Annotated in this window: 18 protein-coding genes; 3 read left to right on the plus strand and 15 right to left on the minus strand. The window is 68.0% G+C overall.

Going from position 1 to position 14,621, the window contains the following annotated elements:
* Positions 1 to 131 precede the first annotated feature (131 nt).
* The 4 genes from dprA to RCH12_RS18015 all read right to left on the minus strand — a co-directional run bounded on the left by dprA (position 132) and on the right by RCH12_RS18015 (position 4,009).
* The gene (dprA, locus tag RCH12_RS18000) at positions 132 to 1,457 is read right to left on the minus strand and encodes a DNA-processing protein DprA (RefSeq protein WP_327017809.1); all 1,326 of its coding nucleotides are present in this window, start codon (positions 1,455 to 1,457) and stop codon (positions 132 to 134) included.
* Complete coding sequence (locus RCH12_RS18005; RefSeq protein ID WP_327017810.1) at positions 1,454 to 2,989, minus strand: YifB family Mg chelatase-like AAA ATPase; 1,536 nt, start codon at positions 2,987 to 2,989, stop codon at positions 1,454 to 1,456. The genes dprA and RCH12_RS18005 overlap by 4 nt, the downstream gene beginning before the upstream one ends.
* On the minus strand, positions 2,989 to 3,345 hold the full coding sequence (locus RCH12_RS18010; protein ID WP_103432158.1) for a YraN family protein: 357 nt from the start codon (positions 3,343 to 3,345) through the stop codon (positions 2,989 to 2,991). The genes RCH12_RS18005 and RCH12_RS18010 overlap by 1 nt, the downstream gene beginning before the upstream one ends.
* Positions 3,346 to 3,484: 139 nt before the next feature.
* Entirely contained in the window at positions 3,485 to 4,009 is a 525-nt protein-coding gene (locus tag RCH12_RS18015) for a DUF1269 domain-containing protein (RefSeq protein WP_103432049.1), read from the minus strand.
* A gap of 118 nt (positions 4,010 to 4,127) precedes the next feature.
* Between RCH12_RS18015 and RCH12_RS18020 the strand changes: the two genes are divergently transcribed.
* A complete protein-coding gene (locus tag RCH12_RS18020; RefSeq protein WP_327017811.1) occupies positions 4,128 to 4,571 on the plus strand; it encodes a nitroreductase/quinone reductase family protein in 444 nt (147 codons plus the stop codon).
* 20 nt (positions 4,572 to 4,591) lie between these two features.
* Here the strand turns inward: RCH12_RS18020 and RCH12_RS18025 are convergent, their stop codons facing one another.
* The 11 genes from RCH12_RS18025 to rpsP all read right to left on the minus strand — a co-directional run bounded on the left by RCH12_RS18025 (position 4,592) and on the right by rpsP (position 11,871).
* Positions 4,592 to 5,737, minus strand: coding sequence for a dipeptidase (locus tag RCH12_RS18025; protein WP_327017812.1), 1,146 nt, complete (start codon positions 5,735 to 5,737; stop codon positions 4,592 to 4,594).
* A gap of 37 nt (positions 5,738 to 5,774) precedes the next feature.
* Positions 5,775 to 6,098 carry a DUF2469 family protein gene (locus RCH12_RS18030; RefSeq protein WP_066596196.1) on the minus strand — a complete coding sequence of 108 codons (324 nt, stop codon included), beginning with the start codon at positions 6,096 to 6,098 and terminating at the stop codon, positions 5,775 to 5,777.
* A 25-nt stretch (positions 6,099 to 6,123) separates the two neighbouring features.
* Complete coding sequence (locus RCH12_RS18035) at positions 6,124 to 6,768, minus strand: ribonuclease HII (protein WP_103432160.1); 645 nt, start codon at positions 6,766 to 6,768, stop codon at positions 6,124 to 6,126.
* 28 nt (positions 6,769 to 6,796) lie between these two features.
* Positions 6,797 to 7,543, minus strand: coding sequence for a signal peptidase I (lepB, locus tag RCH12_RS18040; RefSeq protein WP_327017813.1), 747 nt, complete (start codon positions 7,541 to 7,543; stop codon positions 6,797 to 6,799).
* A gap of 111 nt (positions 7,544 to 7,654) precedes the next feature.
* The gene (gene rplS, locus RCH12_RS18045; RefSeq protein ID WP_088456470.1) at positions 7,655 to 7,999 is read right to left on the minus strand and encodes a 50S ribosomal protein L19; all 345 of its coding nucleotides are present in this window, start codon (positions 7,997 to 7,999) and stop codon (positions 7,655 to 7,657) included.
* Positions 8,000 to 8,203: 204 nt separating this feature from the next.
* Positions 8,204 to 8,761 carry an MFS transporter gene (locus RCH12_RS18050; protein WP_327017814.1) on the minus strand — a complete coding sequence of 186 codons (558 nt, stop codon included), beginning with the start codon at positions 8,759 to 8,761 and terminating at the stop codon, positions 8,204 to 8,206.
* Positions 8,762 to 8,771: 10 nt separating this feature from the next.
* On the minus strand, positions 8,772 to 9,554 hold the full coding sequence (gene trmD, locus RCH12_RS18055) for a tRNA (guanosine(37)-N1)-methyltransferase TrmD (protein WP_103432052.1): 783 nt from the start codon (positions 9,552 to 9,554) through the stop codon (positions 8,772 to 8,774).
* Positions 9,555 to 9,564: 10 nt separating this feature from the next.
* Positions 9,565 to 10,422 (minus strand): formate/nitrite transporter family protein, encoded by an 858-nt coding sequence (locus RCH12_RS18060; protein ID WP_103432053.1) that lies wholly within the window; start codon positions 10,420 to 10,422, stop codon positions 9,565 to 9,567.
* Positions 10,423 to 10,516: 94 nt separating this feature from the next.
* Positions 10,517 to 11,194 carry a ribosome maturation factor RimM gene (rimM, locus tag RCH12_RS18065; protein WP_327017815.1) on the minus strand — a complete coding sequence of 226 codons (678 nt, stop codon included), beginning with the start codon at positions 11,192 to 11,194 and terminating at the stop codon, positions 10,517 to 10,519.
* 21 nt (positions 11,195 to 11,215) lie between these two features.
* Positions 11,216 to 11,452 (minus strand): RNA-binding protein, encoded by a 237-nt coding sequence (locus RCH12_RS18070; RefSeq protein ID WP_088456475.1) that lies wholly within the window; start codon positions 11,450 to 11,452, stop codon positions 11,216 to 11,218.
* A gap of 2 nt (positions 11,453 to 11,454) precedes the next feature.
* Positions 11,455 to 11,871, minus strand: coding sequence for a 30S ribosomal protein S16 (gene rpsP / locus RCH12_RS18075; RefSeq protein WP_103432055.1), 417 nt, complete (start codon positions 11,869 to 11,871; stop codon positions 11,455 to 11,457).
* A gap of 282 nt (positions 11,872 to 12,153) precedes the next feature.
* On the opposite strand from rpsP, the gene RCH12_RS18080 reads away from it, so the two are divergent.
* Together RCH12_RS18080 and RCH12_RS18085 are read left to right on the plus strand one after the other, a co-directional pair.
* On the plus strand, positions 12,154 to 13,359 hold the full coding sequence (locus tag RCH12_RS18080; protein WP_442784592.1) for a glutamate--cysteine ligase: 1,206 nt from the start codon (positions 12,154 to 12,156) through the stop codon (positions 13,357 to 13,359).
* Positions 13,360 to 13,468: 109 nt separating this feature from the next.
* Positions 13,469 to 14,614: a DUF222 domain-containing protein gene (locus tag RCH12_RS18085; protein ID WP_327017816.1), complete on the plus strand. Its 1,146-nt coding sequence runs from the start codon at positions 13,469 to 13,471 to the stop codon at positions 14,612 to 14,614.
* Positions 14,615 to 14,621: the final 7 nt, after the last annotated feature.

Raw genomic sequence — 14,621 nt, forward strand, 5'->3', positions numbered from 1 at the left:
CCGGCGGCGAACCTCACGCGGAAACCCTGCCGAACCATTCATCGCCAACACCTCAATCACTCAGGTGTTGCAACGACCCTTTGAACCCAAGGGGAACATGTGTCCGGACGGGGAACAGTCAGGCCGGCGACTCAGGTGACCCGGACCCAGCCGGTCGCTCGCTCCCGCACCGAGCCCTCGAGGTCGAGGGTGCCCAGCGCCCCGAGCACCGCCACTGTCGACAGTCCGGAGCGCCGGGCGATGTCGGCGGCTACGCGAGGCGCCCGCACACTGAGCGCATCGAACACCCGCACCTGATCGCTCGTGCGTTCCCGCGGCACGGTTCCCTCGGCATCCTGGCCGTCCGTCCCGGGCACGTCCAGCTCCAAATCCACGCCCAGGCCGATGAGCTCGGCCATCTCGGCGGCACTGGTGACGCAGATGGCGTCGTAGTCCCGCATTAAGCGGTGACAGCCGGCCGAGGTGGGCGAGGTGACCGGGCCGGGAACGGCGCCGAGCGGGCGCCCGAGCGCTGCCGCGTGCCCGGCCGTATTGAGCGATCCGGAGCGCCAGCCCGCTTCGAGCACCACGGTGGCCGCACTCGAAGCGGCAATCAGCCGGTTGCGTTGTAGGAACCGCCATTTGGTGGGCGGCGCCCCACAGGGCAGCTCGGACAGCACCGCACCGGCCTCGACGATGCGGGTGAGCAGGGCGTCGTGTCCGCTGGGGTAAAAGCGGTCCACTCCCCCGGCCAGAAAAGCGACGGTCGTTCCCTTGCTGGCCAGGGCCGACCGATGTGCCATTCCGTCGATCCCGTAGGCCGCCCCCGACACGATAGCGAGTCCCCGGTCGACCAATCCCGCCGCCGCCTCCATCGCCACGTGTTCGCCGTACCCTGTCGCAGCGCGAGCGCCGACCAGGGCGATGGAGTGGCGGAGCGCGGCCAGGGCATCCGGCTGACCTCGCCACCACAGGGCGAGCGGGGCATGCCTGCCCAGGTCGTCGACAGCGCCGGGCCAGAGCGGGTCGTTGGGCAGGAGCAGTGCCGTTCCCGTGCGCCGGGCCTGCTGCAGCGACCGGATCACCTCGGTCGACGACAATCGCGGTCGCCATCGGGCGAGTGCCTGCTCCAGCTCCGGGCGGAGTCCGGCAGGGTCACCCGCCTCGTGCTCGCCGACGGAGTCCGTGAGCGTGCCGGCCAGTCGGTCGGTGGGCCACGCCTCCACCACCGAGCGAAGGGCCGCCGCCGCGCCGAGCAAGCCCACCACGGCGCCGGCGACCCCGTCCCCCGGTTCGGCGATCGTGGTCCAGGCCGCTCGGGCGAATACCTCCCCAGGGTCACAGAGCCGCGGACGAGTGAGCTCGGCATCGGCGGGCCGGGCATCCGCCGGCTGCTCCTCACCGGGTGCTGCGGCGGCCGGGCGAACGCCCGCGGTGAGCGAGGTCACCACCGCCTCGTCGATTCCGAACAGTGTCATGACGCCATTCCCTTCCGCAGGTACAGGGCCTGCCCCACTTCGTCTGGCCCGGGTCTGGCGACTCCGGTCAAATCCGCGACAGACCACGCCACCCGGAGTATCCGGTCGTAGCCGCGCATGGTGATCCCACCCCTCTCGAGGGCCCGGTCGAGCATCGCGGTCACCGGGGCGCCCAACCGTCTCTCGGAACTGCGCAGCCAGGGCCCCGACACCTGCGAGTTCACCGTCCAAGGCGTTCCGGCCAGCCGCTCTGCCGCGGTTTCCCGCGCGGCCAGCACCCGGCTGCGCGCCACGGCGCTGGACAACCGGCCGCCGCCGGCCGAGATGCGCAATTGCGCTGCGGTCACCCGGGTCACGGTGAGTTGGATGTCGATGCGGTCCAACAGCGGGCCGGAGATGCGGGCGAGATACCGGCGCCGCGCGTTCGGCGGACAGCTGCACTCCTGATCGCCGGCGCCGTACTGGCCGCACGGGCACGGGTTCGCGGCCAGCACCAGCTGGAATCTGGCCGGGAAGTGGGCGATGGCGTTCGCCCGGTGGATGCTGATCCGACCGGATTCCAGGGGCTGTCTGAGGGCGTCGAGCACTGCACCGGCGAACTCAGGTGCCTCATCCAGGAAGAGCACCCCGTGGGACGCCCGCGCGGCAGCACCCGGCCGGATCTGCCCGCTGCCGCCGCCGACCATCGCGGCCGCCGTGATGGTGTGGTGTGGCGACTCCAACGGGGGCCGGGTGATCAATGAACGCCCCACCGGACGGCCGCTCAGCGACCGCAGCGAGCTCACCTCCAGAGACGCGGCCGGGCCCAGGTCGGGCAGCAGCCCCGGCAGACGGGCCGCGAGCATGGTCTTGCCGGCGCCCGGCGGCCCGAGCATGAAGAGATGGTGGCCGCCGGCCGCAGCCACCTGCAGGGCCAGAATGGCCTCATCGTTGCCGACCACGTCGAGCAGGTCGAGGCTCTCATCGGCCGGGTCGTCCTCAACGGGAGCACGCAGCACCTCCACGTCCTGGGGCTCCAACCTGGCGCCGTGCCAGATCAGCGCGTCACGGAGCGACGCCACCCCCACCACCCGGATCCCCGGGACCAGGGCCGCCTCCTCGGCGTTGCCGGTCGGGACCATCACCGTGCGGTGCCCGAGCCGCGCCGCGGCGATCACCGCCGGCAGCATGCCGGGCGTCGGCCGCAAGCGCCCGTCCAGGGCGAGCTCACCGATGTGCACCACAGCGCCCACCGACGCGGCCGGCACCACCCCGTCCGCGGCCAGACAGGCCACCGCGATGGCGAGGTCGAAGCCGGAGCCGTGCTTGCGCAGGGCGGCGGGCGAGAGGTTCACGGTGAGGCGGTGCCCGTTCAGCGCACAGCCGGAATTCTTGGCCGCGGCGCGCACCCGTTCGGCGGCCTCGGCCAGGGCCGCGTCCGGCAGCCCGATCAGCCGCATCCCCGGCAATTGGCTGGAGATGTCGGCCTCGACCTCGACGAGCGACCCGGCGAGGCCGATCAGGGCGACGGAGTGGGTGCGGGCCAGGCCCATCAGAACACACCCTCGAGGTGTTCGACAGTCGGTGCGTGGCCCGGGCGGGCGATCACGGCGATGGCGTCGATGCGGATGTGACGCGCCCTCGGCTCGAATTGTGCGCACCAGGCCCCGGCCAGCCGGCGCAACCTGGCCAGCTTGGCCACCGTGATGGCCTCAAACGGATGCCCGTATCCGGTGCCTGAGCGGGTCTTCACCTCGACGAACACAATGTCGCCGTCCTTGGCGACAATCAGGTCGATCTCACCCTGCCCGCACCGCCAATTGCGCTCCACCACCGTGTACCCCGCCCGCGCCAGATACTCCGCGGCGCAGTCTTCGCCGCGCCGGCCCAAATCGTCTTTGCGTGCCACGAGCACCTCCTCGACCAGCATGCGAGGACCGGTCTGGGACGCGACAAGGCGGTGTCGAGCCTGTGCACACACACCGCAGCCCGCCCCCTGTGGAGGAGCGGGCTCTCGGTGTTCGGCTGGTCCGGATCGACCGACCGGACTACACGGTGTCGGAGCGCCCCTCCGCCTGCATTTCCTTGGAAGCCTGCGCGAGCTCCTTGTCGAGTTCCTTCGCGTCGACCTTCAGCTCCTTCTGGAGGTGCTTCTGCGCCACGAGGCCCGCCTTACGGAATTCCTCGTCGAGCCGGTCCTTGCCCACGACGATCAGCGCGGCCTCGCCGGAATCGAGCAGCTCGCCGAGTTCCTTGATGTCACCCCGGTCCAGGCTCCGCCAGAAGTGCCCGACAACGCTGCCGGCTGCTCCGCCGACGATGGCGCTGCCGATGATCGCCGGAGGGAACAACAGGCCGACAACAGCGCCGGCGGCCACGCCGGTCCAGCCGGCATGTTTGCTGGTCTTGCGGTGAACCTGCACCGAGCCATCGGCCTCCTTGGTGGCGACGGCGGCGTCGTAGGTTCCGATCACCTTGGTGGAGTGCAGTTCACGCACAACCTCAAGGTCGGACTCGGCCGTTGCCGCGTTGGGGTACACACCGAGATAGAGGAAGACGGATTCGTCGGACATGGAAGCTCCTTATTTCACGTGGGATTTCGGGAATGGGTCGCTGTCGCAGGGGACGGTACCCAGCCCCCGTCCGGGTGTCAACCGCGCAGGGCAGCCGGGGCGACCGTAGGCTGATGCCATGATCTCCGACCGCCTGACCGACCTGTCGATGCGAGCCATGAACGCCGTGCACCGCACGCTGCTGGTGCTCTCCCGAGGCCGGCTGGGCTGGAAGATCGGGCCGATGCCCGTGGTGGAACTTCACACAGTCGGACGGAAGACCGGCGAGCGACGCTCCACGATGCTCACCGCACCGATCCACGAGCCGAACCGGGTCGTGCTGATCGCGTCGAAGGGCGGCGACGACCGCAACCCGTTCTGGTACCTCAACCTGGTCGCCCACCCCGAGGTGGAACTCACCGAGAACGGGGTGACCCGCCCGATGCGGGCCCGCACGGCCACCGCGACGGAGAAGGCGGCGCTGTGGCCGGCGATCGTGCGCGCCTATTCGGGCTACGCCGGATACCAGCAGAAGACCCGTCGGGATATTCCGGTCGTCATCTGCGAGCCGCGCACCACCTGAGCCGGGATCCGGGCGCAGGCTCAGCGGGTCAGCCGGGTGAGCTCCATGTCGTGTCCGGCGAAGGCGGCATCCGTCGCCCGCAGAACACGCAGCACGTTGGCGCCGGCCAGGGCGGCCAGCTCGGCAGCGGTCCAGCCGCGCCGGGCGAGCTCGAGCAGCAGCGCCGGGTAACCGTCGACGCCCTCGAGCTCCTCGGGGAACTCGTCGGTGCCGTCGAAGTCCCCGCCCAGCCCGATGTGGCGGACGCCGGCGACGTCGCGCGCGTGCTCGACGTGATCGGCCACCTGCGCCACGGTCACCCGGGGTGCGGGCGTGCTCCGGTCGCCGCCGAACCAGCCGGCGTAGTCCGCTGAGACGAACTGCGGCACGAAGGTGACCATCAGCACGCCGCCGTTGTCGGCCAAGCGGGTGAGCACATCGTCGGGCACGTTGCGTGGGTCGGCCGTGACGGCGGAGCAGGAGCTGTGGCTGAAGATCACCGGAGCGCTCGTGACGTCGAGGGCAGCGTGCGCCGTCGCCGGGGAGACGTGCGAGAGGTCAACGAGCATGCCCAGCCGGTTGAGCTCCCGGATGTACTCGACACCGCGCGGGCTCAGGCCGTTGTGCACGGGTTCATCGGTGCCGGAGTCAGCCCACGTCGTGTTGTGCACGTGGGTGAGGGTGAGGTAGCGCACGCCGAGCCTGGCCAGCATCCGCAGCACGGCGGGGGAATCGTTGAGCGAGTGCGCACCCTCGGCACCCAGCAGTGAGGCGATCCGGCCGCTGGCACGAGCGGCCTCCACATCGGCCGCACTCGTGGCGATCACGAAGGTCTGCGGATACCGGGCGGCGAGTCTGTACACCCAGTCCACCTGCTCCAGGGTTCCCTGCACGGCGTCGGCTCCGTCGAGGGTGTCTTCCACGTACACCGACCAGAATTGACCGCCCACCCGGCCGGCTCGGAGCCGGTCGATATCGGTGTCGGTGGCCAGGGCGCCGTCGAGACCCTCGACAGAGTAGTCCCGGTTCTCGCGGCACTCCCAGGCCCAGTCGTTGTGCCCGTCGATGAGCGGAGCCAGGTCCAGGGCCGCGGCCACCGTGGCCAGGGCGTCAGCATTGGACGGGGCGCTGCTGGACGGGGCGGTGCCAAACGGGACCGCGCTAGACGAGTCGGTGCGAGCTGTCATCCGCACACGCTAGCAGCCGCAGGGCGAGCCGGGGCGGCTACTCGTCGAGCGCGAGTTCCTTGGGAAGTTCGAACTCCTTCGACGCCAGTTCCTCCACGTTGACGTCCTTGAACGTCAGCACTCGGACCGACTTCACGAAACGGTCGGAGCGGTAGACATCCCAGACCCAGACATCCTTCATCGTCAGTTCGAAGTAGAAGTCGTGTTCGGTGTCGCGGCGCACGAGTTCAACCTCGTTGGCGAGGTAGAAGCGGCGCTCGGTCTCGACGACGTACTGGAACTGCCCCACAACGTCTCGATACTCGCGGTATAGGGCCAACTCGACCTCGCGGTCGTAGTCCTCGAACTCATCTTCTTCCATGGTGAGTCAATCTTACGCGCAGTTCTCAAGCCGGAATCTTGAGCCAGCTGAGCCGGTGCTGTTCGCTGGCCCCCAACGTGCCGATGGCGGTCATGTGTTGGGCGCTGCCGTAGCCCTTGTTACCCGTCCAGCCGTAGCCGGGGGTGGCGAGGTCGGCCGCGATCATCAGCCGGTCCCTGTGCACCTTCGCGATCACGGATGCCGCGGACACCGACGCACAGTCCTGGTCGGCCTTGATTCGGGTCACGACGGACAGCGGGGTGCTGAGGGCCTTGTTGAGCCAGTCGTCGTTGCCGTCCAGCAGCACGACTCCGCCGACGATGTCCACGCCGTCGGCGTGCAGCTGGGCAAGCGCTCGCTTGCCGGCCAGGCCGAGTGCGGCGATGATGCCGACGCTGTCCACCTCCTGCGGCGACGCCAACCCCACGGCGCTGTGGCGCACCCACGCTGCGGCCAGGGGGGCCAGCCGCTCCCGGCGGGGCTCGCTCAGGAGTTTGGAGTCGCGCAAGCCCACCGGGAAGGCACCGACGTCGGCCGTCACGACCGCGAGGCCCACGGCGACGGGGCCAGCGAGGGCACCGCGGCCGACCTCGTCGCAGCCGATCACACAGCTGGCGCCGGCAGCGAGCATCGCCAGCTCCACGTCGAGGGTCGGCTCGACGACAGCCATCATGACTGGAGGGGCTTCGTCGGAACGGTCATTTGTCGGCCTCTTCGACCCCGCGGAACACCTCGGGGTAATCGTCCAACCAGCTCCACCGTTCGAGCGGCCAGCTGATCACGAGGGCGCGGCCGACAACGTTGTCCATCGGCACGAACCCCTTGCCCGGAGCGTTGGGGTGGTAGCGGGAGTCGAGGGAGTCGTAGCGGTTGTCGCCCATGACCCACAGCGAATTCTCTGGAACGACGACGTCGAAAGCGTCCTTGGACACGCTCGTCTCACCCGCGGGCAGCTGTGCGTACGGTTCGCTGAGCGGTATGTCGTTCACACTCATCTGGCCCAGCGTGTTGCAGCAGACCACGTGGTCTCCGGGCAAACCGATGATCCGTTTGATCAGGTGGTCGTTACTGTCCGGTGCGGACAGTCCGACCACCGACATCGTCCAGTCGAGCGCCGCGACGATCGTGTTCTGCTCGAGGGGCGGCTGCGCCGGCAGCCATCCGCCCGGATCGCGGAAGACGACGACGTCACCGCGGGAGACGGGCACCAGGGCGGGTTCGAGCTGGTTGACGATGATGCGGTCGTCGACCAGCAGGGTGCTTTCCATCGACCCCGACGGGATGTAGAACGAGCGCACGAGAAACGTCTTGATCAGGAACGAGATGAGCAGTGCCACCACGAAGATGATGAGAAGGTCGCGAATGAATATCGCAACGCCGCGCCTTTTGCGCGGCGAATCTGGTTCCAGGCGATGCGATCGCGAGGGCAGAGTGTTGTCTGTCATTTAACCGCCTGAGCTCCTCGCCCAGTTTAGCGGGGAGGAGCTCAGGGGGAAATCCAGCGGCTGCGAATTCGCTCAGGCTTAGACCTGGCGAATCGCGATAGGCGCTGTTGTTTAGTCGCGCTTTTCCTTGATCTTGGCCTTCTTGCCACGGAGACCGCGCAGGTAGTACAGCTTCGCGCGACGCACGTCACCGCGGACGACGACCTCGATGTGGTCGATCACCGGGGAGTGCACCGGGAAGGTACGCTCGACGCCGACCTGGAAGCTGACCTTACGGACGCAGAACGTCTCGCGGACGCCTTCGCCGGAACGGCCGATAACGACGCCCTGGTAGACCTGGACACGCGAACGCGCGCCTTCAACGATGTTGACGTGTACCTTGACGGTGTCGCCGGCCCGGAACTCCGGGATGTCTGAACGCAGCGACGCTGCGTCCACCTGGTCGAGAATATGCATGTTATTCGCTCTCTGTACCCGCCACAGGTCGAGGACGTTTCAGTGGCGCCCCGCCCCCTCACCGAAGGTGAGTTGGTGGCGACCAATTGAGTGTGTGCGTGCCGATATGAATGCAGCTCCCCTGTGGCAGAGACATGCCGCGGCACAAACGCTAATTCTGCCACTAAACCAGCCACTCGCCAAACTCTTGGCCGACGGCACCTTTTACGGGTCGGTCGGCTTCTCCCGGATGATGATCACCGACGGGTCGGCGGGCGTCGGATGCGCCGGGTCCTGCCGGGCCCCGTCCGCACGAACGCCGGACCGGTCCGTCATCGGCGGGAACTGGTTCGGCCCGGCCGGGACGGTACCGAACCTGGCGGTCTCGTCGATGTAGACCATGGCTTCGCGCACTCGGGTGCGAGCGGCGTCGAAGAGTTCCCAGACCGCGAACCAGAAGGCGCCGAGACCGACCAGGACCACCAGCACGGACAGCCACGGCGCCGTCACCGAGAACACGCCCATCAGCACGATCAGCACGTGCCAGAGGGCCAGCACGCCCACATCCGCCCAGGACACCGCCTTGACCGCACGCACCTCCTTGCGGGCCAGGAAGAGCAGGCTCACGACGAGGAGGCCGAACCCGATGGCGATGGCACCGAAGGTGGCGCCGAGAACCTCCCAGGCCGAGGATCCGAAAATTGACGCGGCGACCATCAGCCAGAGCGGAAGCGCGCCGACGGCTACGAACTGCCAGTAGTAGAAGACCCTGCGGAGAATCACAGTCCCCAGATTACCCGCGGGGGGCCCGCCGAGCCTTGGAGTTCGCTGGAGGCTGAAGGGCGGCATCCGCGTCGTCGGCGGGCAGGAGGTCGGGCCGCACCAACCGGGTGCGCTCGATCTGTTGCTGCCGACGCCACGCCGCGATGGCGCCGTGGTTGCCGCTGAGCAGCACCGGCGGTACCTCCAGGCCACGCCAGCTGGCGGGCTTGGTGTAGCTGGGGTACTCCAGCAGGCCGTCCTCGTGCGATTCCTCGACCAGGCTTTCGGGGTTGCCCACCACGCCGGGGATGAGCCGGCCGATGGCCTCGATCATGGCCATCACGGCCACCTCTCCCCCGTTGAGCACGTAGTCGCCCAGGCTCACCAGGCGCACCCGGCCGCGGCCGGCGAAGTGGTCGACCACACGCTGGTCGATGCCCTCGTAGCGTCCGCAGCCGAAGACCAGGTGCGGTTCGTGGGCGAGTTCGCGGGCCATCGCCTGGGTGAACTGTTCTCCGGCCGGCGAGGGGAAGATCAGCACCGGGCCGGCGCCACCCTCCGGCGCGCCGGCATCCGGGTCCTCGATCGCCGGCAGGATGCTGTCCAGCGCTTCACCCCAGGGTTCGGGCTTCATCACCATGCCGGCGCCGCCGCCGTAGGGGGTGTCGTCGACGGTGTTGTGCCTGTCGTGGGTGAAATCGCGCAGGTTGTGCACGGCAAGGTCGATCAGGCCGGCCTGCCGGGCGCGGCCGAGAAGGGAGATGTCCAGCACACCGAAGAACTCCGGAAAAATACTGATGATGTCGATGCGCATAGGGGCAAGTCTACGAGTGGGTGACGGTGAGCTCCGGCGCGCTCGCGCCATCGTCGTCGGCCTCGAGGGCCGCTGCGCGGTTGACCTTGGTGCGGTGCGAGAAGTAGAGCGGCAGGGCCGTGAAGAGCACGGCGCCCAGGAAGTTGCCGATCAGGACCGGGCCGGTGTTCCAGCCCCACCAGTCGCCGAAGCTGATGTCGGCGCCGAGCAGCATGCCCGCCGGGATGACGAACATGTTCACGACGGCGTGCTCGAGACCGAGGCCGAAGAAGGTCAGCACGGGCAGCCACATGCCCAGGATCTTGCCGGAGGCCGAGGTAGATGTGTAGAACATGATGGTGCCCAGCGCCACCATCCAGTTGCACAGCATGGCCTTGATGATGGCGACCAGGACGCCGCCGGCACCGATCGTCGCGTACGGCAGCACCTTGTGCTCGGCCATGTTGATGATCGCCTGGATCATCGGGTCGGTGGTGTCCGTGCCGAGGTAGGTGATGACACCCACGTACAGGACGGCGTAGAGACCGGCGCCGAAGATGTGCGCCGGGATGACGACGGCGAAGTTCTTCAGGCCCTTGGCGATGGTGGTGCGGCCCTCGAGGATCGCCAGCGGGATGATCGCGAAGCTGCCGGTGACCAGTTCGAGGCCGAGCATCAGGATCACAACGAACCCGACGGGGAACACGAGGGCGCCGACGATCGGCAGCCCGGTCTGGGCCGCCGCGGTCAGCGCCAGGGTCGTGGCCGCGCCGAGGATCGCTCCGGACAGCGTGCCGCGCACGAACATCTGACGTGCGGTGAGGTTGGTCTTGACAACTCCGGAATGAACGAGCTGGTCGATCAGGTGATCCGGTTTAACGTAGGACATGCGACGGTACTCCACTTCAACGGCCGCGATGTCAACGAACGTGAAGGAGGTGTGGCGCGGCGCGCCTCTTCCCGTGAACTGGGTCAGGGCGCGTCTATGCGTCCTTACCGTCAGGAGTCGGCGTCGCTGCCGGTTCGTCTGAGTCGGGTTCCGCATCCGCTGCCGGCGCCGCGTCTTCGGGCGCCGTGTCTTCGGGCGTCGAGTCGTCGGTGTCGGGTTCCTCGGGCAGCTCTTCGAGCAGTCCGGGGGGCGGAGTGATCGTGATGACGCCGGCCTTGACGTCGACCGAGGGAACGATCGCCTTGACGAACGGGATCATCACCTCGCCGTTGGCGGTCTTCACGATCAGGAGATCTTGGGCCGGCAGATGCTCGAGGCGCGTCAGTGTGCCGATCTGCACCCCGTCGCGCACGACGGCGAGTCCCACCAGCTGGTGGTCGTACCAGGCGTCTTCTTCGTCGGTCTGCTCGGCCGAGTCCTGGTCGATCCAGAGGATCGCCTTGGCCAGGGCTTCGGCGGCCTCGCGGTCAGGGACGCCCTTGAAGAACCCGACGGGGTGCTGGTTGTACCAGCGCAGCTCGACGAGTTCGATGGTCTTGCCGTGCCAGGGTGAGCTGGTCGGCACCTGGAGCGCGAACACGGCGCCCGGGACGAAACGTCGTCCCGGGTCGTCCGTGAACAGCTCCAGCTTGATGGCGCCCTTGAGGCCATGGGCCTTGGTGAGGCGCCCCACCCGCAGTTGGGTGGCCGGGGTCGTGCTGTCGTCGCTCATGAGGGGCTAGTCACTACCCGCTCAGTTGTCGGTATCGACAACGTCGACCCGCACGCGCTTGCCATCGGCCAGAGCGGCCACGAGAGTGCGCAGCGCCTTGGCGGTGCGACCGGCGCGGCCGATCACCCGGCCGAGGTCCTCGGGGTTCACACGAACCTCGAGCACCTCACCACGGGGTGAGTTCTGGGCTACAACGTGCACGTCGTCCGGGTGATCAACGATTCCCTTGACGAGGTGCTCAAGCGCGGGAGCGAGCAAAATTACGCCTTGTCCTCTTCGGTTGCCTCGGCGGCAACGTCGTCGGTCGGGGCCTTGGCCGCGGGCTTGTCAGCCTTGGGCTTCAGAACCGGCTTCTTCTTCTCGTCGGCGACGAAGGGAGCCTTCGGCTCCTTCATCTTGACGGTGGAGACGGCGTTCTTGTCGCCCTTGAAGATGCCCCAGTCGCCGGTCAGCTTGAGGAGTGCCGCAACCTGCTCGGTCGGCTGGGCGCCGACGGAGAGCCAGTACTGGGCACGCTCGGACTTGACCTCGATGACCGAAGGCTCCTGCGTGGGGTGGTAGATGCCGATCTCTTCGATGACGCGGCCGTCGCGCTTGGTGCGCGAGTCGGCGACAACGATGCGGTAGTACGGTGCACGGATCTTGCCCATGCGCTTCAGACGGATTTTGACAGCCACAATTCTCCTGTGATTTAGATGTTTGGCGAACTGACAGCCGTGAGCGTGGGGGCACACTCGGCACAAGCTCAATAAGGTTCGTGTTACGCCGGATTAGAGGGTCGGGCATAACGGAACTCGACTAATCATTGTGTCAGACATCGAGCACTTTGTGATAATCGTGCGCCGAGTTGCTCCGAACAATCCGGCCGGCACCGTGACCCCGTGTAGCGCGGCGAACCGCGCCGGCACCGTTTAGCTGTCAGGATTGTGCCACATCGCCCCGCATCGGGGCCTCGAAGCATGACTCGAAGCACGAAGGGCACCACCGTGGGAATCGAAAGAGTGGGAATCGAATTCGCTCGCTCCGAGCGGTCGACGGTGGGGATCGAGTGGGAACTCGCCCTGGTCGACCGCGCGAGCGGAGACCTCGTATCGATCGCCGACGAGGTCCTCGACGCACTCAGGGGGCCGGACGGCTCCCCACACCCGCACATCACCGGAGAGCTCCTCCTGAACACCGTTGAGCTCGTTTCCGGGGTGCACCACACCGTGGCCGGCGCTGTCGGCGACGTCGCCGGGCAGGTCGCCGAGGTGCGTGCCATCACCGACCCTCTGGGCGTCGACCCGATCTGTTCGGGTTCACATCCGTTCGGACAGTGGTTCGACCAGCAGGTCACCGACAAGAAGCGGTACCACAAGCTCATCGACCGCACCCAGTGGTGGGGTCGCAACATGATGATCTGGGGCATCCACGTGCACGTGGGCATCGAGGACCGCGACAAGGTCATCCCGATCCTCAACGGCCTGCTGAGCTTCGTGCCACACCTGCAGGCGCTGAGCGCGTCGAGCCCGTTTTGGGCCGGGGTCAACACGGGCTACGCCTCCAATCGCGCCCAGATGTTCCAGCAGCTTCCGACGGCCGGCCTGCCCTGGCGCCTCGAGGACTGGGCCGCGTGGGAGGAGTACGTCAACGACCTCACGGTGACCGGAATCATCGAGGACGCCTCCGAGGTGCGCTGGGACATCCGCCCGTCGCCGCGCTGGGGCACCATCGAGGTGCGCGCCTGCGACGGAGTGTCGACGGTCGAAGAGCTCGGGGCGATCGCCGCGTTCATTCAGTGTGTGGTCGAGTGGATGTCGACGGAGATCGACGAGGGCCGGCCGGTGCCCACCATGCAGCCCTGGTTCGTGCGTGAGAACAAGTGGCGGGCGGCCCGGTACGGGCTGGCGGCCGAGATCATCGTGAACTCCACCGGCACAGAGCGGATGGTCACCGACGAGGTGCGCCGCCTCGTCGAGGTGCTCTCCCCCACCGCCGAACGCCTCGGCTGCCTGACCGAATTGCTGCAGTTGAACCTGATCCTCGACCACGGTGCCAGCTACCAGCGTCAGCTGGCCGTGGCGGCCACACACAACGGTGACCTCCCCGCCGTGGTCGCCGCCCTCAGCCGCGAGCTCCGCGAGGGCCTGCTCCCGCCCGCCCCACCTTCGCGAACTGTGACTTAAGCACCTCAGAGTCGCGCGATTTGGGGTTTTTCTCATGGTTCGCGGATGCCGTCGGCCGGGTGCGTGGCGCACTGGGTGCGGTGTCGGTGGTAGGTGAGACGATCTCAGTATGAGTATCGCTGACGAGGTACTACCGCCCGCTCCGGACGATGACGACTACTCTCCGGAGCCCACCCTGGAGGACCGTGTCCAGGCCGATCTGGTCCGGCACACCGAACGGATCGCGGCCGATGACCGCCTCATCGCCCGGGCCCAGGCCCGCCGGATCGAGCACCTGCTGGACCTGCAGGACTGGAGCGAACAACCCCAGGTCGCCTCCCGGTTGGACGGCAACCCGGCGAACATCCGCCTCGCCGACGACGACGCGGCCCACCTGACCGAGGACCAGGCCCGCGCGGCCGCGTACAACCGGTGGGACGACCGGGAGGTCGCCCGGCGCACCATCGTGAGCGAGACGGCGTGCCTGACCCGGGTGGCCGAGCGCACCATCGACCGGCAGCTGGACGAAGCCCGGTTCCTCAGCTCCTGCGCACCGGCCACGTTCGCAGCGTTCTCGAGAGGCGAGATCAGCTACCGGCATGCCACGACCCTGCTCGGCCAGCTGCTCACCCTGCCCGATGGGGACCAGGCCGCGTTCGAAGAGAAGGTGCTGCCCGAGGCGAAACGGCTGCCGGTGGGCCGGTTCCGTGACAAGGCGCGCCGATTGCGGGAGAGACTGCACCCGGAATCGATCGTGACCCGGCACAAAAACGCGCTGGCCGACCGGCGTTCGTACTGGGAGGCCGCCCCGGACGGGATGGGCTGGTTGCACTGGTACGGCACCGCGCACGACACCAAGGCCGCCTACGACCGCATCAACGGCATGGCCGTGAAGCTCACGCACCTCGGCGAACCCACACCCGGGGGGGGAACATCAACGGCGCGGGTGTCACTACCGGTGCCACCGCGACCAGCGTGGAGGGACCGGGAGCCGCCAGCGGCACCGCATTCGGCCTCCGCCCAGGCGCCACGGAAGAGCTCCCGACTCGCACCCTCGACCAACTCCGCGCCGACATCACCGCCGCCCTACTGCTGGACGGCATCACCCCCGACGGGATGGGCGCCGGCATCCGCGGCACGGTCATGGTCACCGTGCCCGTGCTCACTCTGCTGGGGTTGGACGAGGAACCCGCCACCCTCGAAGGGTACGGGCCGATCTCCCCGGAGGTCGCACGGGAGATCGCCGGGCACGCACCGAGCTTCACCCGACTGCTGACCCACCC

The organism is Cryobacterium sp. MP_3.1, from assembly GCF_035984795.1.
Classification (GTDB): Bacteria; Actinomycetota; Actinomycetes; order Actinomycetales; family Microbacteriaceae; genus Cryobacterium; species Cryobacterium zongtaii.